This is a genomic window from Streptomyces sp. AN091965, assembly GCF_022698285.1.
In the GTDB taxonomy this organism is placed as follows: Bacteria; Actinomycetota; Actinomycetes; order Streptomycetales; family Streptomycetaceae; genus Streptomyces.
Genome location: NZ_JALDMY010000001.1, coordinates 5,208,891 through 5,228,828 on the forward strand (window position 1 = coordinate 5,208,891; position 19,938 = coordinate 5,228,828).

At 69.5% G+C, this 19,938-nt stretch carries 20 protein-coding genes, 1 tRNA gene and 1 pseudogene; 9 read left to right on the forward strand and 13 right to left on the reverse strand.

Annotation, left to right across the window (positions count from 1 at the left end):
• Positions 1 to 73 precede the first annotated feature (73 nt).
• Entirely contained in the window at positions 74 to 3,142 is a 3,069-nt protein-coding gene (locus MQV74_RS22070) for an ATP-binding protein (RefSeq protein ID WP_242720192.1), read from the forward strand.
• Positions 3,143 to 3,178: 36 nt separating this feature from the next.
• Here MQV74_RS22070 and MQV74_RS22075 read toward each other — a convergent pair whose 3' ends face one another.
• The 4 genes from MQV74_RS22075 to MQV74_RS22090 form a co-directional block, all read right to left on the reverse strand.
• On the reverse strand, positions 3,179 to 3,529 hold the full coding sequence (locus MQV74_RS22075; RefSeq protein WP_242720194.1) for a helix-turn-helix domain-containing protein: 351 nt from the start codon (positions 3,527 to 3,529) through the stop codon (positions 3,179 to 3,181).
• Positions 3,530 to 4,097: 568 nt separating this feature from the next.
• Complete coding sequence (locus MQV74_RS22080) at positions 4,098 to 4,415, reverse strand: SCO5918 family protein (protein ID WP_242720196.1); 318 nt, start codon at positions 4,413 to 4,415, stop codon at positions 4,098 to 4,100.
• A 369-nt stretch (positions 4,416 to 4,784) separates the two neighbouring features.
• Positions 4,785 to 4,988: a cold-shock protein gene (locus MQV74_RS22085; protein ID WP_030362120.1), complete on the reverse strand. Its 204-nt coding sequence runs from the start codon at positions 4,986 to 4,988 to the stop codon at positions 4,785 to 4,787.
• Positions 4,989 to 5,492: 504 nt separating this feature from the next.
• Positions 5,493 to 6,218 (reverse strand): transporter substrate-binding domain-containing protein, encoded by a 726-nt coding sequence (locus MQV74_RS22090; protein WP_242720198.1) that lies wholly within the window; start codon positions 6,216 to 6,218, stop codon positions 5,493 to 5,495.
• A gap of 755 nt (positions 6,219 to 6,973) precedes the next feature.
• Between MQV74_RS22090 and MQV74_RS22095 the strand changes: the two genes are divergently transcribed.
• Together MQV74_RS22095 and MQV74_RS22100 are read left to right on the forward strand one after the other, a co-directional pair.
• Positions 6,974 to 8,170 carry an AAA family ATPase gene (locus tag MQV74_RS22095; RefSeq protein WP_242720200.1) on the forward strand — a complete coding sequence of 399 codons (1,197 nt, stop codon included), beginning with the start codon at positions 6,974 to 6,976 and terminating at the stop codon, positions 8,168 to 8,170.
• A 35-nt stretch (positions 8,171 to 8,205) separates the two neighbouring features.
• Entirely contained in the window at positions 8,206 to 9,105 is a 900-nt protein-coding gene (locus MQV74_RS22100) for a hypothetical protein (RefSeq protein ID WP_242720202.1), read from the forward strand.
• A 342-nt stretch (positions 9,106 to 9,447) separates the two neighbouring features.
• Here the strand turns inward: MQV74_RS22100 and MQV74_RS22105 are convergent, their stop codons facing one another.
• The 3 genes from MQV74_RS22105 to MQV74_RS22115 are packed head-to-tail and all read right to left on the reverse strand — an operon-like array spanning position 9,448 to position 10,715.
• Positions 9,448 to 9,837 carry a hypothetical protein gene (locus MQV74_RS22105; RefSeq protein ID WP_242720203.1) on the reverse strand — a complete coding sequence of 130 codons (390 nt, stop codon included), beginning with the start codon at positions 9,835 to 9,837 and terminating at the stop codon, positions 9,448 to 9,450.
• Positions 9,831 to 10,262: an ATP-binding protein gene (locus tag MQV74_RS22110; RefSeq protein WP_242720205.1), complete on the reverse strand. Its 432-nt coding sequence runs from the start codon at positions 10,260 to 10,262 to the stop codon at positions 9,831 to 9,833. Before MQV74_RS22110 ends, MQV74_RS22105 begins: the two co-directional genes overlap by 7 nt.
• Before the next feature lie 45 nt (positions 10,263 to 10,307).
• Positions 10,308 to 10,715 (reverse strand): NUDIX hydrolase, encoded by a 408-nt coding sequence (locus MQV74_RS22115; protein ID WP_242728984.1) that lies wholly within the window; start codon positions 10,713 to 10,715, stop codon positions 10,308 to 10,310.
• A 109-nt stretch (positions 10,716 to 10,824) separates the two neighbouring features.
• On the opposite strand from MQV74_RS22115, the gene MQV74_RS22120 reads away from it, so the two are divergent.
• The 3 genes and pseudogenes from MQV74_RS22120 to MQV74_RS22130 all read left to right on the forward strand — a co-directional run.
• Positions 10,825 to 11,613: a GntR family transcriptional regulator gene (locus MQV74_RS22120; protein WP_242720207.1), complete on the forward strand. Its 789-nt coding sequence runs from the start codon at positions 10,825 to 10,827 to the stop codon at positions 11,611 to 11,613.
• Between the two features lie 158 nt (positions 11,614 to 11,771).
• Positions 11,772 to 12,128 carry an SCO3933 family regulatory protein gene (locus MQV74_RS22125; RefSeq protein ID WP_242720209.1) on the forward strand — a complete coding sequence of 119 codons (357 nt, stop codon included), beginning with the start codon at positions 11,772 to 11,774 and terminating at the stop codon, positions 12,126 to 12,128.
• Positions 12,128 to 12,396 (forward strand): annotated as a pseudogene (locus MQV74_RS22130) (FtsK/SpoIIIE domain-containing protein); the annotation flags it as partial. The gene MQV74_RS22125 and the pseudogene MQV74_RS22130, both read left to right, overlap by 1 nt.
• 253 nt (positions 12,397 to 12,649) lie before the next feature.
• Here MQV74_RS22130 and MQV74_RS22135 read toward each other — a convergent pair.
• Positions 12,650 to 12,723: transfer RNA gene (locus MQV74_RS22135), tRNA-Gly, on the reverse strand.
• Positions 12,724 to 13,181: 458 nt separating this feature from the next.
• Between MQV74_RS22135 and MQV74_RS22140 the strand changes: the two genes are divergently transcribed.
• The 3 genes from MQV74_RS22140 to MQV74_RS22150 all read left to right on the forward strand — a co-directional run bounded on the left by MQV74_RS22140 (position 13,182) and on the right by MQV74_RS22150 (position 14,554).
• On the forward strand, positions 13,182 to 13,340 hold the full coding sequence (locus MQV74_RS22140; RefSeq protein WP_170316473.1) for a hypothetical protein: 159 nt from the start codon (positions 13,182 to 13,184) through the stop codon (positions 13,338 to 13,340).
• 132 nt (positions 13,341 to 13,472) lie between these two features.
• Complete coding sequence (dcd, locus tag MQV74_RS22145) at positions 13,473 to 14,048, forward strand: dCTP deaminase (RefSeq protein ID WP_138960924.1); 576 nt, start codon at positions 13,473 to 13,475, stop codon at positions 14,046 to 14,048.
• 8 nt (positions 14,049 to 14,056) lie between these two features.
• Positions 14,057 to 14,554 carry a phosphoribosyltransferase gene (locus MQV74_RS22150; protein ID WP_138960925.1) on the forward strand — a complete coding sequence of 166 codons (498 nt, stop codon included), beginning with the start codon at positions 14,057 to 14,059 and terminating at the stop codon, positions 14,552 to 14,554.
• 75 nt (positions 14,555 to 14,629) lie between these two features.
• Here the strand turns inward: MQV74_RS22150 and MQV74_RS22155 are convergent, their stop codons facing one another.
• The 5 genes from MQV74_RS22155 to MQV74_RS22175 all read right to left on the reverse strand — a co-directional run bounded on the left by MQV74_RS22155 (position 14,630) and on the right by MQV74_RS22175 (position 19,905).
• The gene (locus MQV74_RS22155) at positions 14,630 to 15,217 is read right to left on the reverse strand and encodes an HAAS signaling domain-containing protein (protein ID WP_242720211.1); all 588 of its coding nucleotides are present in this window, start codon (positions 15,215 to 15,217) and stop codon (positions 14,630 to 14,632) included.
• Positions 15,204 to 15,584: a PadR family transcriptional regulator gene (locus MQV74_RS22160; protein WP_242720213.1), complete on the reverse strand. Its 381-nt coding sequence runs from the start codon at positions 15,582 to 15,584 to the stop codon at positions 15,204 to 15,206. The genes MQV74_RS22155 and MQV74_RS22160 overlap by 14 nt, the downstream gene beginning before the upstream one ends.
• Before the next feature lie 145 nt (positions 15,585 to 15,729).
• Positions 15,730 to 16,791 (reverse strand): YIP1 family protein, encoded by a 1,062-nt coding sequence (locus MQV74_RS22165; RefSeq protein WP_242720215.1) that lies wholly within the window; start codon positions 16,789 to 16,791, stop codon positions 15,730 to 15,732.
• Positions 16,792 to 16,969: 178 nt separating this feature from the next.
• Positions 16,970 to 18,448 carry an FG-GAP-like repeat-containing protein gene (locus MQV74_RS22170; RefSeq protein WP_242720217.1) on the reverse strand — a complete coding sequence of 493 codons (1,479 nt, stop codon included), beginning with the start codon at positions 18,446 to 18,448 and terminating at the stop codon, positions 16,970 to 16,972.
• A gap of 95 nt (positions 18,449 to 18,543) precedes the next feature.
• A complete protein-coding gene (locus MQV74_RS22175) occupies positions 18,544 to 19,905 on the reverse strand; it encodes an FG-GAP and VCBS repeat-containing protein (protein WP_242720218.1) in 1,362 nt (453 codons plus the stop codon).
• Positions 19,906 to 19,938: the final 33 nt, after the last annotated feature.

Genomic DNA, 19,938 nt, shown 5'->3' on the forward strand with positions numbered 1-19,938 from the left:
CCCCGACACCCCGTCCGCGGCCGATTCCGCGACTTTCGCGGCGGCCGCGCCTCCCCCACGCAAGGATGCTTCGATGACCGGTCGCAAGAGTGGTGCGCGGCAAGGGAGCCAGCGACGGATTCCGCAGCCGCTGGGCGTGACTCCCGCGCCGCTGCGGGACTTGAAGGAGTACGTCTACGAGCTCTACGTGGACGCGGGCACGCCGTCGACGCAGCGCATGGCGGAGGAGATCGGGCAGGACGACGCCCTCCCCGGCAGCCCCTCGAAGGCCACCATCCACCGGATCATCGGCTCCACGGAACTCCCGGCGGGGCAGGAGGACGTCGCCTCCGTCGCCCTCCTGCTCGCCCGGTGGGCGGGCCGGGACCCGGGCAAGGTGGCGACGCGGGTGCGGCGCATGTGGGTCGCCGCCCAGCTCGCCCAGCCGCTGGGCAGCCCCGTCGTCGACCTCGACCCCTTCGCCCTGGAGGTGCACCGGGCGATCAGCGTGCCCGGCGACAGGTCGCTGCCGAGGCTGCCCGCGTACGTACCGAGGGACCACGACGCGGCCCTTGGCGACCTCGTGGACCGGGCGACCGGCGGTGAGAGCCTCCTGGTCACGCTGGTCGGCGAGTCCTCGACCGGCAAGACCCGCGCCTGCTGGGAGGTGCTGCGGCGGCTTCCGCCGGGGTGGCGGGTGTGGCACCCCTTCGACCCGACCCGCCCGGACGCCGCCCTCGTGCACCTCGCGGAGGTCGGCGCCCAGACGGTGATCTGGCTGAACGAGATCCAGCACTACCTCCTCGCCCCCGACGCGCGGACCGCCGAGGGCATCGCCGCCGCCCTGCGCTCGCTCCTGACCGACCGGCGCCGCGGCCCGGTCCTGGTCCTCGCCACCATCTGGCCCCGGTTCTGGGAGGCCCTGACGCTGCCCTCGGCCACCGGCGCCGACGACCGCTTCGAGCAGCAGCGCAAGCTCCTCACCGGCATCGGCCGGTGCGTCGTGGTGCCCAAGGCGTTCACCGAGCACGACTTGTACCGGGCGCGGCAGCGCGCGCACCACGACCCGCGCCTCGCCAGCGCCCTCGCGGGGGCGACCGACGGCGAGATCACCCAGTTCCTCGCGGGCGTGCCCGAACTGATGCGGCGCTATCTGTGCGCGCCCCCTGCGGAGAAGGCGCTCGTCCACGCCGCCATGGACTACCGCAGGCTGGGGCACGGGCCCGCACTCCCGCACGAGCTGCTCGCCGAGGCCGCCGAGGGCTATCTGAAGGACCAGGAGCGCGGCCTGCGCGGCGGCGCCTGGCTGGAGGAGGCCCTCGCGTACTGCGCCATGCCGTGCCACGGGGTGCCGGGACCGCTCACGCCCGTGGCGTCCCGGAGCGGCACCGGCCAGGGCCGGGCCTACCGGCTCGCGGACTACCTGGAGCAGTACGGCCGCGTCGAGCGCCGCCTGATGTGCCCCCCGGCCCCCTTCTGGGCCGCGGCCGAGCGCCACTGCCTCACCACCGACGACAGCGTCACCCTGGCCCGCGCCGCGCAGACGCGGGGCCGCCTCCGGATCGCCGCGTCCCTCTACGGCCGGGCGCTGAAGGCCGGGAACACCGACGTGCGCCCCGAGTTGGGCCGCCTCGCCGAGGCCGTCGGGGACCTCGACCGGGCGAAGGACTTCTACGAGGCCGCCTGGGAGGACGACCGCAGGGCGCGCTGGGAACTCGTCCGGCTTCGCCAGCTCAAGGGCGAGCCGGGCCGGGCGGAGGAGCTGGCCCACGAGGCCGCCAACCAGGGCGACAGCTCGTCCCTGACCCGTCTCGTCCGGCTCCGCCAGGAGGCCGGCGACGAGGAGGGCGCTCAGCGCCTGACCAGGAACGCCGCCGCCACCGGCAAGATCAGGACGTACGCGGGACTCGCCCGGTCCCGGGAGGAGGCGGGGGACCGCCACGGCGCCGAGGAGCTCGCGTTCCTCGCCCTGACCCAGACCGGCAGCACGTACGCCCTCTCCGACCTGGTGGGCCTGCGCGAGAAGGCGGGCGACGGCGCGGCCGCGGAGCGCCTGGTGGTCGCGGCCGCCGCCCGGGGCAAGGTGCGTCCCGCGCTGCGCCTCGCCGGGGTGCGGCGGCAGGCCGGGGACCGCGCGGGCGCGGCCCGCGCCCTCGACCTCGCCGCGGACTCCGGCAGCATCTTCGCCCTCACCGAACTGGCCCGGCTCAAGCGGCGGTGGGGCGACAGCGAGGGCGCCGAGCGGTTCCTGGGCACGGCCGTGCGCCAGGGCAGCGTGTACGCGCTGACCGAGCTGGCCCGGCTGCGGGAGAAGGCCGGGGACAGACAGGCCGCGGTGCGCCTGTACCGCAGCGCGGCCTCGTACGGCAGCACGGACGCGCTCGCCCACCTCGCCCTGCTCAAGGAGGAGGAGGGCGAGGGCGAGGAGGCCGAGCGCATGGCGTGCGGCGCGGCGGGCGGCGGCAGCACCTTCGCGCTGCTCGAACTGTCCTGGCTGCGCGAGAAGAACAGTGATTCCGAAGGCGCCGAACGCCTGGCCCACACCGCCAACCGGGCGGGCAACTCCGGTGCCCTCGTCCTCCTCGCCCGGCTGCGCGAGAAGTCCGGCGACAAGTCCGGTGCCGAGGCGCTCGTCCTGCGCGCGGCCCGCGCCGGGGACGCCCAGGTGCTCAACGAGTTCGTTCTGCGCCGGGAGAAGAGCGGCGACAGCGAGGGCGCCGAGCGCCTGGCCGCCGCCGGGGGCGGGCGCGTCCTGCTGCAACTGGCCCGGCTCTGGGAGTCCGACGGCAGGAAGCCCGAGGCGGAGCGCCTCTACCAGCGCGCCGCCGACCTGGGCCGCACCCGGGCCCTGGGTGAACTGGCCCGCCTCAAACAGCAGTCGGGCGACCACGAGGCGGCCGGACACCACGCCCGCGCCGCCGCCCACGCGGGCCATGTGGAGGCCCTCTCCGACCTGGCCCACCTCTGCGCCCAGCGCGGCTCCCTGGCCGAGGCCGACCGCCTCTACCGCCTGGCCGTCGACGCGGGACACGACGCGTCCCTGCCCGCCTGGTCCACCCTCCGCGCCCGCACGGACCCCCGCTGGCACGACCTCCCCCACTACGGCCTCACCGCGGAAGGAACCCTCGCGGGCCCTTGGCGCTTCGCACCCCGCCGCCCCTGAACGGCCACGGGCCGGGGCCCGTTGGCCCGCGCGCGGTCAGTCGGAGCCCGGGGCGGAGCGGTCGGACGCCGCGGCCGCGGCACGGCGGTACTCGGCGTTGATGCGCTGGGCGTCCTCGAGCTGGTCCTCAAGGATGACGATGCGGCAAGCGGCCTCGATCGGGGTTCCCCGGTCGACGAGCTCGCGGGCGCGGGCGGCGATCCGCAGCTGGTAGCGCGAGTACCGGCGGTGTCCGCCCTCCGAGCGCAGCGGAGTGATCAGCCGAGCCTCACCGATGGCTCGGAGGAAGCCGGGGGTGGTGCCGAGCATTTCGGCGGCCCGGCCCATGGTGTACGCGGGGTAGTCGTCGTCGTCCAGACGACCGCTGAGCGGATTATCTGCTGCCATGTCACCTCGTCATGCAACGCGTCGAGGGGCCCCGATGCCGTACGGCACCAGGGCCCCGAAGGGAATTCAACACCATCTGTCGGCCCTCATGCTGTGCCGACCTTCTGTTTCCGTCACCCGGCCCGGCAGGGGCGGGGGTGCGGGGATCGCGACTGCGTGACCGGGGACCACCATCCGTTCCGGGGACGTGGGGACGATGTCGGCAGCCCCTTGGCCTGCGGGCTGCCCAGTGCGGTTCTCAGCCCCGTCACCGTTCCGCGAACACCGTGGCTTCGGAACTCCAGAGCCGCACTGACCTGCGAATTTCTCGTACTGCTACCCGCCAGTTCATGTCTGCCGGGTCTCACTCGACTGTCTCGACAAGAAAAATGGTAGAGGCGTCATGGGCCGATGTCTACTCTGGCGAGAGCAGATTTTATGTTCCAGTGGTCAGGGGAACCCTGCGGCCCGGGACGCCGGGCGGGGGGAGGGGCGAGGGCGGCGAAGCGGTGACACAGCAGTGAGGGCCCCGCCGACACGTGTCGGCGGGGCCCTCACGGGGTCTCTGGTGGCGGTCTCCCGCCGGTCGTCACACCTCCGCGGCGGCGTCGGTGCCGCCGAGCAGCGCCGACGCGTTCTGGAACGGCGTGAGGGCGTCCGCCGGCGCGGCCTCGGGCTGCGCGTGGCAGGTGAAGCCGAGGCGGGTCATGGCCCGGACGATCTCGCCGCTGGTGAAGTCGCGACGGTCCTGTCGGGTGATGACCTGGCCCACTTGCTTGACCGGGTAGCGGCGACGGCCGATGGTCACGGACTCGCCCGTGACGGGCTCGGGCGTGACGCCCTCCATCGAGGCCAGCACCCCGTCCTTGGTCAGCTCGAACGGGTACCGGGCGATGACACAGCGCATGTTGCCTCACAGGGAAGGAGTCAGGAGGGTGGGGTGACCGGGCGCGAGGGTCGGCAGGGCCTCCTGGGAAGGGGGCGTTGACGGGCGGCGCGGGAGTCGCCGTCATCGGCAGCGCGAACGCGCCGTGTACGGCTTTTCGATTTCCGCACACTTACGCGTGGAGCGGGGCACGCCGCACGCCTGAAATTCATGGGGGTCATTCCCCGGCACGTCGAGAGGACGGCGCCGGGAAATCACAGGAATGAGCCCCAGCGGCGAGCCGAAACGGCAGGCTGGAATGACGTGGGGCACACCCGAAAACGCAGCGAGCTGGGGCCCGCACCCCAAGGTGCGGGCCCCAGCTGCGAAGTGTGCGCGGTGGTGCGGGTGTCAGGCGGGAACGATGTTCTCGGCCGTCGGGCCCTTCTGGCCCTGCGCGATGTCGAACGTCACCTTCTGGCCTTCCAGCAGCTCGCGGAAGCCCTGGGTGGCGATGTTCGAGTAGTGGGCGAAGACGTCGGGGCCGCCGCCGTCCTGCTCGATGAAGCCGAAGCCCTTTTCCGCGTTGAACCACTTCACGGTGCCGGCAGCCATGTCATTTCTCCTTCAGAGGCGGTTTCCGGAATCCGCTGCGCGCATTCCATGTCGCCGTGATGATTACCTCGTCGGAAATGAACCTGTTGGCAACCACACCTGCAACTGAGGTCGACAGTAGCACGCTGCGATCGGCCGGGCACGGTCCATCATTTCACTCCGTCCAACGCCCGAGAAATACTCGCCACGGCTCGCTCCTATTTCTCCTTCCGCGAGCACAGATATTGCTCTTCTCCGGGCGCGGTATTCCTGTCGCACACCCTGGTGCGGGCGCCCCTGCCGGGGCAGGGGCGCCCGTCGCCCTCCGCCCGGCGCGGACGGAGTGGGCCCCCGGCCGACCCTCGCCGCACCCGGGCCGGCGTCACGCCACAGCGGGGGCAGCCAGCGTGGGCTCCTGGCCGGAGCGGCGCAACGCCTCGGCGACGAATCGGGACGCCCCGGCCCTCCGCTCCGGGCGCACCGATGTGGGTCCCCCGGCCGACTCTCATTGCACCCCGGTTGGCGTCACGCCACAGCGGGGGCGGCCAGTGTGGGCTCCTGGCCGGAGCAGCGCAGCGCCTCGGCCACGAATCCGGATGCCAGCAGCTCGCTCACGAGGTCACTGAGGAACCGCACGGTCTCCGGACTCCGCTCCCTCGTCGTGCCCATGGCCTGCCGGATCGTCATGAACGCGGGCTCAAGAAGGCGCAGTTCGGGGCGCGGGGCCACGTGCGCGGTCAGCGGCTGCCGGATGCCGGCCGCCACGTCCAGGCCCTCGGCATGGAACACGTCGACCCCGTCGACACCCCGCACCACCGTGGCGTGCCGGAGCGAGCGGCTCAGATAAAGGTCGTACGCCGACCCCTTCTTGACGCCGACCCGCACCCCGTCCCGGTCCACGTCGGCGGCCGAGGCGAACCGCGAACCCACCGGCACCGCGTACGTCCCCTCGATGTGCACGTACGGCGTACTGAACGCGACCTCCTCCTCCCGGTCCGGATCCACGGCCAGAAAACACAGGTCGGCGTGCCCTTCGACCATCGCGGCGTACGACTTACGAGCCGCGTCGAAACAAACGAACCGCACCGGCACCCCCAGCCGCCCCCCAACCTCCCGCGCCAGCGCGACGGTTACCCCACCCGGCTCCTCGGGCGTGCCCTGCGCAAGCACGGGATTACCAAGATTGATGGAAACCCGCAGCACACCAGCGGGGGCCAGATCACGGACGAGCTCTGCGTCTATGGAAGTCATGGCCCGAGCCTAGGCGGCAGCTGCCCAAACGTTCGCGACCGAAGCCGAAGCCCGGGCTTGGGGCACCGCGCGCCCGCACCCAGCAGCGCCGCCCCGCACCGGCCGATCCCCGACCGGAAGCATCATCTCCGTCCAAGGGGCGCGCACGGGCTCGGAAGGCCAACGAGCCCCCGCACCGGGCGGCCCTGCGAGACCTGCGGGAAGAGCTGGGCTTGACGTCGCCCTGCTCCGGCTCCTGGTCGTGGACTGGGTTCCGCCCCACGGCCCGTGGAACGACCAGCTGTGCTTCGTCTTCGACGGCGGTGTCCTGCCCCACGACCGGGCAGCCGCCCCGGAAAACAACAAACCCCAGGTCGCTGACCTGGGGCTTCAGAAGAGCGGGTGACGAGAATCGAACTCGCGCTCTCAGCTTGGGAAGCTCGTGTGTTGTAAGGATAGCTGGTGTGCTGACCTGGGTGTAGTGGCGTCGGCGCCTGGTTGAGCCGCCACGTGTTGTCCGGCGTTCCCCGTGATTCCCCGTCTGATCTGGCACGCGTATGGCACGCTCGCCCATCTGCGAGCCCGGAGCCGTCAATGGGACGGCTGTGCAGCGGACGACCGCCATACATGAGCCGCTTGACCGAGACGGCTGCCGCGCGAGCCTCCACGGCGGGCTTCTGAGCAGAACCATGTGCTGACTTGCAGGAAGAAGCCCCTACGTGCCGTAGGCCCTGGCATCATGGCTCCAGCTGCTCTGAGCTCTGAAGGGGGCCCCTGTGGCCGTGTCGCCACGTTGGTACGTGAAGAGTGTCCGTGTAGATGGCCTGGCAGGGCGTAAGGAAGCGTACGAACAGGAATTGAATCCTGACGTTAACATCTTCTTTGGCCTCAACGGCAGTGGTAAAACAACTTTGCTTCGCATCATCCATTGTGCCCTAAATGAGGAGCTGATGCCTCTAATTGGAGCGCCATTCCACAGCGCTACAGTGGAGATCTCGGTGCCCGAGCATGAAATGATCGTAGTTCGCAGCATCCAAATTCCTGATGATGCTGATGTCGAAGCTTCTATAAGGCGAGCGCTACCTCCGACTATTCGTAACCGGCCTGGCGCCCGCATGAATCCCCGCGTTGAGCGTTACGTGCAGGAGATGTTCTCTTGGCAGACAAGTCACGTATACACGGGCAACGAGCCGAACGACACTGAGAAGATTCGATTTGCCGGGGATTTTCCTCATCGCTACCTGCCTACGTCCCGAATTTTTGACGCACGAGACATTTCAATCGAGATGGGAGACAGGAACCTAGATGACTATTTTGCCGACTCGATTCAGCGACTCTGGTCCAACTATTCCACTGAAATTCTAGCAGCAGTGCGACAGGCGCAGGAAGATGGCTTGGGCCGTATTCTTGCAGGAGTCATCTCGCCCGAGCAAACCATCGTGGCTGACTGGGAGTTGGACTACGATAAAGCTTTCGCTCGCGTTACGAACTTTTTGAAGCGGCGTGGTTCCTCTCACCTCGCACTCGATAGAGAAGGGTTCCTTGAGAGGTTTGACACAGACCCGGCATTTAAGCGGGTTGTCTTGGATATCAATGAAGTTGAGGAGCGCATCGAAAATGCGCTAGAGCCGCGCACGAAGCTACAGAAACTAGTTTCTCGCTTGATCGAGGGACCGAAGCAGATTAGCTTTCTTGATACGCAGATTAAGGCTATCACTTCAGACAAAAAGGAAATTTCCCTGGAGAAGCTTTCATCGGGCGAGCGTCAGCTAATCCGAATCCTTGTCGAGGCGCTGTCGGCGGGTGGTCGGCCCATCATCATTGATGAACCCGAACTCTCAATGCACATCGATTGGCAGCAAGTTCTAATCGAGTCCATCCAGACGGTGGATGAAGATGCGCAGGTTGTCACTGCGACGCACTCTCCCGAGATCATGGCCGATATCGCTGACGAAAAGATCTTCCGACTTTGAGACTTCAGCACTCGCTGGGCGGGAAGCTCAGGCAAATGCAAATGTCACGTGTTCCGATGTTTGCTTTTGTGGAAGGGGTGAACGTCGATGGCTATGTCCATGGCACTAACTGTGATCGCGCTCTGCGGCCGCTAGGGGTTGAATATAGAGTCGCGCCGGCAGATGAACTCCCAGGTACTGGCGGTGGAAAAACACGTCTGAAGTCTTACTACTCCCATCTTGCGGAGAACGGCTCCCTGGTTACAGACTTCAAAGGAAAGGCCACAGTCGTTCTCTTTTTCCTGGATAAGGACGTTGATGACCGGCTGGGATTGCAGGTAGATTCGCCGCACGTTCTTTACACTTGGTTCTATGACGTCGAAAATCACGTGTTTCATGAGGGAGACGTTGCGGAAGCGGTCAGTTCCAGTTGCAGCCTAGCGCCAAACTGGTGTCGCCAAGAGTTTGGTGGCCGCGGTTCATGGCAGGAGATGGCGGCCAGGCTGTGGATGGAATGGGTCCGTCTTTGTTTTGCGGCAAAAACACTCAAGATATCGGGTGCGGCAAATTACGGGAGGCCTTCCGCAGTCAATTCCGCTGCCCATCTTGCCGCAGACGCTGCACTGGTGGCGGGATATTCATCTAAGTTGCAGTCTGATGCTCAAAAAGCAGGAATTGCGGATAGAGATTGGGGTGAGGCGTTTACTGTCGTTGATTCGGAATACTCATCCGGATGCTGGGATAAAGTATTCAAGGGGAAGTGGTACGCCCATATTCTCTCATCTCAAATATTGGCCAATTGCCCTAATAAGATAGATGCGAAGCATTTGACTGCCTCTTTGGTGAAGCATGTTGCGGCTACAATGAAATTTGATAGCCCGTGGTCGCTGGCTATGCAGCAAGCGATCCAAAATCTTGCTGTCTCACACGGGTTGCGCGCGACGTCCGCTGAGTAGCCTAGGTCGGTGGAGCGGCTTTGGGCTGGAGCTGCTTTGGGGCGAGTGATCATGGCCCCTCAAGCTCATCGCAAGTCGGGCAGTCTGTGAACCTGCCCGTAAAGCACGACGTTGGGGCCATGATCTTCGAGGCTCATGCCGAAGTGGCTCCGTAAAGCCGTGGAGCCGACCGCCCCAGCCATGACTCCCCCTTCTCTGGCATCAGGCGGCTGCATGCTTTGAGCGCGGTACGGACGCCGGCCGGGCTGGAGCGGGGCGGAGACAGGAGCGCAGGCCCGGCTGGGGGCCGGGACGTGCGGGGAGCGGAGCGAGCCGCCTTGAACCAGTAGAGAAAGTTGTAACTCAGTCGGTCGCAGGGGGCTTCAAGTCGTGCATGTACGGGTGGAATTCAACGTGCTCCTGATGGTCCGCGAGGGGCAGGAAGAGCACCGGGTGCACCGTCCACGTGATGCGTGTGCTGGCGTAGGTCACCGACACCGTGCAGGGCTCCGAGCGCAGGAGGGCTCGTCGGGTGTCGATGCGGCTCTCGTAGAGCCAGTCCCAAGTCTCCTTGGGGGCCGCGGGGTTCAGCTCCGCCGTGATGGCTCGTAGGGCTGTGGGGAGCCAGCCGTCCGCCTGTGTCGCGGAGTACGCGCCGAAGGATGTCGTCACCGTCGGTCGGCCCGACTCCGCGAGGTCCTCCGCCCAGCACTCGCACCAGAACCCGCGGGTTAGGTCGTCGTCGCTCAGCATGGATGCTCCCCCGGTCGCGGTGCGCTGAACAGCTCCGCCGTCACCGTGTGCGCCCCGTCGCTGTTGCGCACCACCACCCGGTGGGCCAGCGCGCTGACCATGCCCAGGCCTCTGCCGTGGACCGCCTCCTCGTCGGGGTGCTCGACCTTCGGAGTAGTCCCGCCCGCGGCCCCGCCATCCGTGACTGACAGGGCGATGACCTGGGGCGACACCGCCAGAGCCAGGTGGAAGCTGCCCGTGGGCCGGCCGCTGGCCGTGTGCAGGATTGCGTTGGCGCTCAGCTCGCTCGCGATGAGTTCGGCGTCTTCCGCGAGGGGCGAGGAGCCCAGGATGTCGCGGGTCCAGCGGCGGGCTCGGCTGACCTCTTCGGGGAGACCTGGGCAAGTGAGTCCCCAGACCCGGGCGGTGCTCGTATACTCATGCATACAAGTTCCTTTGTGCTGCTAGGCCGCCATGTGCAGCGGGTTCGGCTAGACGAGTTTCACGCCGTCGTGGGCGCGGATGGCCGGTGGGGTCGTCACGTCGAGCGCGTCCAGGACGCGGATCGCGTAGGCCTCGTCGGCGAGTTCGGTGACCTCTTCGCGGGTGGCCCAGCGCAGGGCGCGGGTCTCCTCGCCGGTGGTGGGCGTGCCGTCGGCGGCCTCGCAACGGAAGACCAGGGAGACGATCAGGCCCGTCATGTTCTTGTAGACGCCGGTCAGGGTCGCGGGAAGCGCGATCTTCACGCCGGTCTCTTCGAGAACCTCGCGCTGGAGGGCCTCGGGGATGGTTTCCTCACGTTCGAGGACGCCGCCCGGGGGCTCCCACTGGCCGTTGTCGCGGCGCTGTATCAGCAGAGCCCGCCCCTGGTCGTCGACTATGACTCCGGCGACGCTCACGGAATGGGGGCGGTCAGTGCTCACGTTCCTCGGCCCTCTCGGCTGGCTAGGCTCTCCACCGTAGCAACAGCACTCACCCACTCGTCTAGATACCTAAAGGAGTACACACGTGACCTCACTCCCTACCGGCTTGCTCGGCGAGGTCGACCCCACGAGCGATCGTGCGGTCTTCCGGCAGATCGCCGATCAGTTGCGCGAGGCCATCGACCGTGGGCGGTTCAGTGAGGGCGAGAAGCTGCCCTCCGAAGCTGAGCTCGTCGACCACTACGGGGTGTCCCGGATGACGGTCCGCAACTCCTTCTCCATCCTCCAGGGGGAGGGACTCGTACATGCCGAGCACGGCAAGGGCGTCTTCGTCCGCCCGCGGCCGCCGGTACGGCGCCTCGCCTCGGACAGGTTCGCCCGGCGCCACCGCGACCAGGGGAAGTCGGCATTCATCGTCGAAGCGGACGCGGCCGGCAGCCACCCCCAGGTGGACAGCCTGGAGGTGAAGGAGGAGAAGGCCACGCAGGACATCTCCACCCGGCTCGGTTCGGCGCGCAAGGTACTCGCACGCAGGCGCCGCTACCTCCTCAACGGCCGCCCCGTCGAGTTCGCCACCTCCTACCTCCCGCTCGACATCGCCCGCGGTACGCAGATCGCCGAGCCCAACCCCGGCCCCGGCGGCATCTACGCCCGCCTCGAAGAACTCGGCCACCGCCTCGACCACTTCGAGGAGGACATCCGCGCCCGCATGCCCTCACCCGCCGAGGTCAAGACGCTCCGCCTCGCGTCCGGCGTGCCCGTGATCCATCTGATCCGGACGGCATACGACACGGAGGGGCGGGCCGTGGAGGTCTGCGACACCGTGATGGCCGCGGACGCCTACGTCCTGTCCTACCAACTGCCCGCCACCTGACGGGCGATGGGGCGCGAGGCCATCTTCCGGACTCGTACATCCCAACAGGCATACTCGTATAGACGAGTGGGCAAGTTGTGTGCCAAGGTGATTCGTGTTCCCGAGAGTTCGGGTTCGTCGGACGCATCTTGTATAGACGAGTAGATAGGGGAACTGTCTTGCGCACCATCCATGTTCAGACCTCGGGCGCCACGATCCTGCTCACCGAAGCCCCGGAGCCCAAGGTCCGCGACCGTCAGACCGGCGAGCGGGCCGTGGACGCCGTCAGCGGCGAGCCGCTGATGACCCTCGGCGTCGTCTATATCGAGGAGGGGGAGTCGTCCCTGATCAAGGTGACCGTCCCGGAGAGCGGGATCGCGGAGGGCCTGGTCCTCGGCTCGCCCGTCTCGCTCCCGGGGCTCATCGCCCGCCCGTGGGAGAACGTCTTCAACGGCCAGCAGCGCCACGGCATCGCCTACCGCTCCGCCGCCGTGACCCCCGCCGCCTTCCCGGCCGCTGCGGGAGCCGCTGCCTGATGGTCGATCTGACGGCGCTGTTGGAGGTGGGTGGTCCCGTCGCCGCGATCGGCGGTGGGGCCGCCTACACCCGGGCACGACACCCGGGGGTCTACTGGTCCACGGTCGGCATGCCGTTATCCGCCGCCCGCCTGATCGGCTCGTACGGCCCCGTCTCGCTTCTGGCCAGGAAGCCGCCGACGTCGCCGCCTCCGTCGAACGGCTGCGGCACGCCTGGGGAGTTCACGCCGTGTACGTCACCACGGTCAAGCCAGGTGTCGTCGAACTGTGACCGGCTGGGACGAACGTTCTATTCGTCGGCGTGTGGGGCAGTCCTCGGGCCAGCCCTCCGGCGAGGAGCGGCAGTGCGACGTGGCCGTCGGGCCTGGCGGCATGGTTCGGGTGGGGCGTGCGGCGCACCGCAAGGGCGCCCCGAGCGCCAAGGCGAGGACCCCGCCGGGAGCTAGCCGTACGCCCCGCCCGCTGGCTCGGAGTGTCCGGGTAACAAAGAACCCCCGGGTCCATGACCTGGGGGCTTCGCGTGGAGCGGGTGACGAGAATCGAACTCGCGCTCTCAGCTTGGGAAGCTGATGTTCTACCATTAAACTACACCCGCGCGGTACACCGGTTGAACCGGTTTCGTACTGTCGCACACTCTACCTCATCCCAGGCCCCGGGCACCGCGCCCTCGGGCCCGGCTGCGCTGGGTGGGCTCTGGGTGACTGCGGGCGAAGGGAGTTGGGGCGTACGGTGGGGGTCTCCCGGAGGTCTCTCCGGAGGTTCCTCGGCAGGTTCCTCCGCGGGCTTCGCCATGGCAGATCCCGTGGGCTCGGCAGTAGCGGGTCCCGGGGGCGCGGTCACACCGACTCCCGTGGGCCTCGCCGCAGCGGATGCCGTCGGTCTCGTCGTCGTAGGTCCGGGTGGATCCGGGGGTGGTCCCGGCGGGACCTGTGTGGGGGTCGTGAGGGGTCCCCGAGGGGTCGGAGTGCCGCCTGGAGTGGCGTCCCTTTCATCCCGTAATGTGGCTTTCGTCGTCCGCCAGTTACGGCTTTGGGGAAGGGACTCAAAGACTTGATGGAGCGCACCGTCGTCCGCTGTGCCGAGGGGCACGTGTTCAGCACCGCTTCGTTCCCGATGCAGCAGGCCGACCGGCTCGGGCCCGGCCGCCTCATCCGCTGTCCGCGGTGTGCGCGGCTCCGCCACGCGGTGCCGGTGGAGTTCGAGAAGCGGTAAGCGGGGGGTGCGGGGAGGAGGGGCCGTGCGCCCCTCCTCCCCGCACCACCACCGCCAGTACGGCGACAGAGCGCGCGGGTGCCGCATTGCGCAAATTGCGGCCTTCCCGCGCGCTCTGCGTATCCTCGGTGCGTGCTTCTCTCAGACAAGGACATCCGGGCCGAGATCGACGCCGGGCGGGTACGGATCGATCCCTACGACGAATCCATGGTGCAGCCGTCGAGCATCGACGTGCGCCTCGACCGGTACTTCCGGGTGTTCGAGAACCACCGGTACCCGCACATCGACCCCTCCGTCGAGCAGGCGGACCTGACCCGGCTCGTCGAGCCGGAGGGGGACGAGCCGTTCATCCTCCACCCGGGGGAGTTCGCGCTCGCGTCGACGTACGAGGTCATCACGCTCCCCGACGACCTGGCGAGCAGGCTGGAGGGGAAGTCGAGCCTCGGGCGGCTCGGGCTCGTCACGCACTCCACCGCCGGGTTCATCGACCCCGGCTTCTCGGGGCACGTGACCCTGGAGCTGTCGAACCTCGCCACGCTGCCGATCAAGCTCTGGCCGGGGATGAAGATCGGGCAGCTCTGCATGTTCCGGCTGACCTCGCCCGCCGAGGCCCCGTACGGGTCCGAGCGCTACGGGTCGCGTTACCAGGGCCAGCGCGGGCCCACCGCCTCCCGTTCCTTCCTCAACTTCCATCGGACCCAGGTGTGACATCCCCCATGAGCGACGTGCGCGAGAACCTTACGTACGAGAAGTTCGGCGGCGCGATCCGTGATCTCGCCCAGACGATCGCCGACGACGGGTACGAGCCCGACGTCGTGCTGAGCATCGCCCGCGGCGGCGTCTTCGTCGCCGGCGGCCTCGCGTACGCCCTCGACTGCAAGAACATCCACCTGGTGAACGTGGAGTTCTACACCGGTGTCGGGACCACCTTGGAGATGCCGGTCATGCTGGCCCCGGTGCCGAACGCGATCGACTTCACCGACAAGAAGGTGCTCATCGCCGACGACGTCGCCGACACCGGCAAGACGCTGAAGCTCGTGCACGACTTCTGCCTCGACCACGTCGCCGAGGTCCGCTCCGCCGTGATCTATGAGAAGTCCCACTCGCTCGTGAAGTGCGAGTACGTGTGGAAGCGGACCGACGAGTGGATCAACTTCCCGTGGAGCGTCGAGCCGCCGGTCGTGAAGCGGCACGGGCAGGTCCTCGACGCCTGACCCGTGGCCGGGTCCTGATCGTCGTACTGGGGCGCGGTGCCCCCTGCCCGTCCGGGCGGGAGCACCGCGCCTTCGTCATGCCCGGGCCGGCAGCGGCCGGGCGTGCCGCCGCGTGCGCCACAGGAGCCGTGCGCCGAGGACGGGCAGCAGTACGTTCAGGAGCAGGAGCAGCAGGAGTTCCATGATGCCGATGCGGCCCGCGCCCAAGGTGAGGCCGACAAGCAGCAGGGCCGGGAGCGACAGGGTCAGCGCCCCGCCCTTGAGCTTCTGGCGCGTGGTCCACCGGGTGGAGGTGGACAGGAGGTAGACGCCGGCGGCGACGGCGCACACCATCGCGAGCGGGCCGCCGAACAGCATCAGCGGTCCCGATGCCGCCAGTACGAGGATCGTGAGGCGGGTGCGGAGCCGCTCCGGCTCGGGGGCGTCGGGCGCCGGCGGGGCCTCCGCGAGCGCCGACGCCGCGATCGCCGCCGGGTCGCCCAGCTGGGCCAGGACCCCGCGCACCGTCGCGTCGTCCCGCGTGTCGGCCTCGGCGAGGCTGACCTCTATGTGTTCGCGCAGGTCCGCGAGCAGCTCCGCGCGGCGGGCCGGGTCGAGGGCGGTGGTCGCCCGCTCCACGTCGGTCAGGTAGGCGAGGACGAGGGCGTGGTCAGGTGCCTTCATGGGGGGTCTCCGTGTCGTGCGGGGTGCGGGGCGCCGGGGCCAGGAAGTGGTCGACCGCGTCCCGGAAGAGGGGCCAGCTCGTGTGGAAGTCGGCGAGGGCGGTGCGGCCCTCGGGCGTGAGCGTGTAGTAGCGGCGGGGCGGGCCGCTGGGGGACTCGCGCAGCTCCGTGTCCACCAGGCGGTCGCGGCGCAGCCGGGACAGGAGCGGGTAGATCGTGCCCTGGCTCGTCGTCATCACGGCGACGGCGGACAGCTCCTCGACCAGCTCCACCCCGTAGCGCGGGCCGTCCCGCATCAGGGCCAGGACGCAGTACTCCAGTACGCCCTTGCGCAGCTGGCTCGCGGCCTTCGTCAGCGGCTCCGTCATCCCCTCGCCCCCTTTCAGTTCCTTGCTTTGCCTGGAACATTGCATTGCAAGGTACGTGACGGAGGCGGGCATGAGCAAGGGCCCCTGCGGTCGTGCCCGCCGGGGCCCTTGCTCTCGGTCGCTCTCGGTCGCGTGCGCGGCAGCGTCAGAACGTACCGAGTTTGATGATCGACAGGATGGCCAGGAGCTGGATGGCCGAGGCGCCGAGGGCGCGCGGCCAGGGCAGGTCGTGCGACTTGCTCACCATCAGGGTGAGCAGGGCGCCCGCCGCGAGCCAGGTGGCCCAGCCGAGGAGCTGGACGAAGCCGTTGCCGCCGCCGAGGAACAGGGCGACGATGACGCGCGGCGCGTCCGTGATCGCCATGATCAGCATGGACAGGCCCACGGTCGGCTGCCAGGCGCCGTCACCGCCGAACTGGCGGGCCAGGCTGTGCGTGACGACGCCGAGGATGAGGGCGCTCAGGGAGATCGCGACGCCGGTGGTGAGGACGTACGGGATCGCCGTGGACAGCGTGGCGTTGAGCACGTCCTCGCGGGCCTCGTCGAAGCCGAAGACGGCGAGCAGGCCGTAGAGGAACGTGACGACGACCGCCGGGGCCCACATCGCGTAGTCGCGCATCTGCAGGAAGGTCGGGCCCGGGCGCAGCACGATGCCGCGCAGCAGGTCCTTCCAGGGCAGCTTGGGTCCGATGGGGCCGGCCGGGGCCTGGCCCGCGCGGTAGGTGTCCCCGTCGTTGTACGGGTCCTCGCCGAGGGAGAAGGCCTGGGTGTTGCCGGGGTTGTTGGCGGCGTACGGGTCGTGGGCGCCGCCGTGGCCGCCGTGGCCGCCCTGGCCACCGTGCCCGCCCTGGCCGCCGAAGTACTCGGGCTCGTCCCGGCCGCCGGGGGGCTGGGGCCACTGCTGGGCGCCGCCGTGGTGCTGGCCGCCGCCGGGCTGACCGCCGCCGTACTGGCCGGGGCCGGGGCCCTGGCCGCCGCCGTAGGGCGGGCGGCCGCCGTACTGGGGCGGGGCGGGGTGTCCGTGCGAGGGCGCGGGCGGGTAGCCGTACGGCGCCTGGCCGCCGCCTTGGTGCGGGGGCCGCTGTCCGTACGGGGCCTGCCCGGGGCCCTGCTGAGGGCTCTGTCCCGGCCCCTGGTGTCCTTGGGGGCGTCCCGATTGCTGTGCGCGGTTGTCCCGGCCGCCGCGTCCGATCCTGAATCCAGCCACGGAATCGAACGTACCTGGTCCGGCGGGGCGGCCGCGCCCCTCCTGTGGCGGAGAGTCCGTTTGCGGCCGACCTGTGACAACCCCTAGGGGGACCCTGAGGGGTTGTCCTCAGGGTCCCCGGGACGCGGGTGACCTGCCGTGACGCGGGTGTCTCGGGTGGCGCGGGCGGTGCGGCGGACTAGCGGCCGAGGACGGCGCCGTACGTCAGCGCGGACGAAGGCGCGGGCAGTTTCAGGGACTTGGGGGTGAAGACGGTGGTGCCGGGCGGCAGGACGTCCGGGGAGGCCCAGACGCCGCCGGAGGAGGCGTTCTCGCCGGGGGCGGCGGTGGCCAGGTCGGGCTTGCCGTCGTGGTCGAAGTCGCCGGTGGCGAGGGCGGCGCCGAAGCGGTCGCCGGTCTCGGCGGGGCCGGGGATGTGGTTCGTGTCCTGCTGGAAGGCGTAGCCGTTGGCCTTGCCGTCGCCGAGCTCGTCGTCGGCGTCGAGGATGCCCTTCTTGGCGCCGTACAGGACGGTGACGCTGCCCGCGTTCTTCCTGCTGCCGATGGCCTCGCCGGGGGCGCCGATGATCAGGTCGGTGTAGCCGTCGTTGTCGATGTCGCGGGCGGTGACGGCCTCGCCGAAGCCGTCGCCCTTCTCGGCGACGCCGGGGACGCCAGGGGTGTCCTGGTTGAGGGTCTGCTCGCGGGCGCCGAGGCTGCCGTTGGGGTTGCCGTACTTGATGTGGACTCCGCCGCCCTTGGTGAGCTCCTCGGGGCCGCACGGGTCGTCGATGTTCTCGTCGGCGATCTCCCGGCAGTTGCCGAACGCGAGGTCGTCCAGGCCGTCGCCGTTGAAGTCGCCGGTGGCGAGGGCGGAGGCGGCGCCGTTGCTGCTGGCCCAGGACAGCAGGAGGCGCTTCTCCTGCTTGTCGTAGCGGTAGAGGTGGACGTGGGACTGGGTGTACGGCTGCTGCTTGGTGTAGTACGCCACGGCCAGGTCGGTGAGGCCGTCGTCGTCGAAGTCGCCCGTGGACAGGACGGGGGCGCGGCCGCCCATGCGGTCGCCCATGCCCGGCTGGGTCTTCGCCCCGCGCGGGTCGTAGTTGACGACGACCTTGTCGGTGCCGCCGATGGCCAGGTCGGTCCGCTTGTCGCCGTTGAAGTCGGCGGCGGCCAGGGCGTTGCCGTAGCTGTCCTTGGCCTTGGTGCCGCGACCCGCGCTGTTGGCCTTGCCGAAGCCGTCCTTCGCGCCGTACACGACGGTCGCGTTGCCCGCGTCCGCCTTGCCGTCGACGTCCTCGCCGGGGGCGCCGACCGCGAGGTCCGTGAGCCCGTCGCCGTCGAAGTCGGCCACGGCCACGGCCGCGCCGAAGCGGTCCCCGGCCTCCGGGGTGCCCGGCACGTTCGCCGTCGCCTGGCTGATCCGTACGTTGTCCTTGACGTGCAGCCCCTGGGGCCCGCCCCAGACCACGCTGACGTAACCGGCCTTGGCCTTTCCGCCGACGCTCCCGGCGGGGACGCCGACGGCGAGGTCCTCGTAGCCGTCCCCGTTGAAGTCGGCCTTGACGGGCTTGGTCGCGCCGCCGGGCGCGGCGCCCGCGCTCGCGGCGAACGGCAGGGTGAGGCCGGTCGCCGCGAGCGCCGAGGCGGCGGCCAGGGCGAGGGTGCGTGTGCGCACGGGTGCTCCAACTCTGTGGGTGACGCTTGGTCTTCACCTGTGTGACACGCGAGGTTGGGCGAGGGTTGTGGTGACGGGCCGCCCGCGAGCGGGAGCTACTGGAGGATGCCCTCGACGATCTCGCCGTCCTCCAGGCGCGTCACCCCGGCGACGGTGGTGCCGGACGGCGAGCCCGGCAGGCGGAGCGAGCCGTCCATGCCCGCCACGTACAGGTCCGCGTGACCGTCGCGGTCGGTGTCCCGCAGGCGCACGGTGCGGCCGAAGGAGTCGTCCGTGCCGAGCTCGCCGGGAACACCGGGGGTGTTGCGGGCGAACCACTGCGAGCGGGTGCCCTTCAGACCTCCCCGGCCGCCGCGCAGGACGTGGACGCCGCCCGCGTACTCCTTGCCGTTGACGGTCTCCCCGGGGGCGCCGATCGCCAGGTCCTGGTATCCGTCGCCGTCGGTGTCGCCCGCCGAGACCGAGGAGCCGAAGGCGTCCTCCTTCTCCGGCGCCCCGGCGATCCCCGCGCTGGCCTGGGTGAGGCGGACGGAGGTGCCGGGCCCGGCGGGGCCGCCGCGCCAGACGGTCACGGCGCCCTTGCGGTGCGAGTCCTCGGGGTTCCCGATGGCGATGTCGCCGTAGCCGTCCTTGTCGAAGTCGGCGATCACGCCGTCCCCGCCCTCGGTGGCGGACTTGTCGACGCGCAGTGTCTTGCCGGGCTTGAGGGTCTTGCCGCCCTTGATGAACCAGGCGTCGGCGGCCCGCTTCCCCGGCTTGACGACCGAGCCGATGACGACGAGGTCGGTCGCCCTGTCCTTGGTGACCTTGCCCGCGATCAGCGCCGTCGCGTCGAATCCGGCGCCGTCCCGGTCGAAGCGCTTGACCGGACCGCGTGCCCCCGAGGGGGAGAGCGGTCCGAAGTGCACGTACGTGTCGCCGCCGTTCACCACGGCGAGGTCCGGCTTGCCGTCGCCGTTGAAGTCGCCGGTGGCGAGGTCCCGGCCGAAGTTCCCGTACGACTGCGGGTTCTTGTTGGGGAGCGCCGTGCCCGTGGAGAGGCCCTTCTTCGAGCCCCAGAGGATGGTCACCGCGCCCTGGGCCTCGTCCCGGCCGACCTTCTCGTTCACGGCCGGCACCACCAGGTCCCCGTACCCGTCCCGGTTGAAGTCCGCCGCGACCCGGGTGCCGTCTCCCCACATGTCGTCGGTCTCGTCCGCGCCGGGAACCCCGGGGCTCTTCTGTGTGAGGACCTGGGTCCTGGTGCCGGGCCCGGTCGGCGTGCCGAAGGTGACGCGGACGGCGCCGCCCTTGTCGTCCGCGGTGGACGTGCCGGCGGCGTAGTCCCGGTACCCGTCCCCGTCGAAGTCGTCGGCGTACTTGGCCGGGGCCGCGGTCGCCGTCGCGGGGAGGGCGACCGGGACGAGCGCGGCCGCGGTGAGGGTGGTGGTGAGCAGGGCGGTGGTGCGGAGACGCAAAGGAGGTTCCTGGAGGTCGGGGCCGGGCCCGTG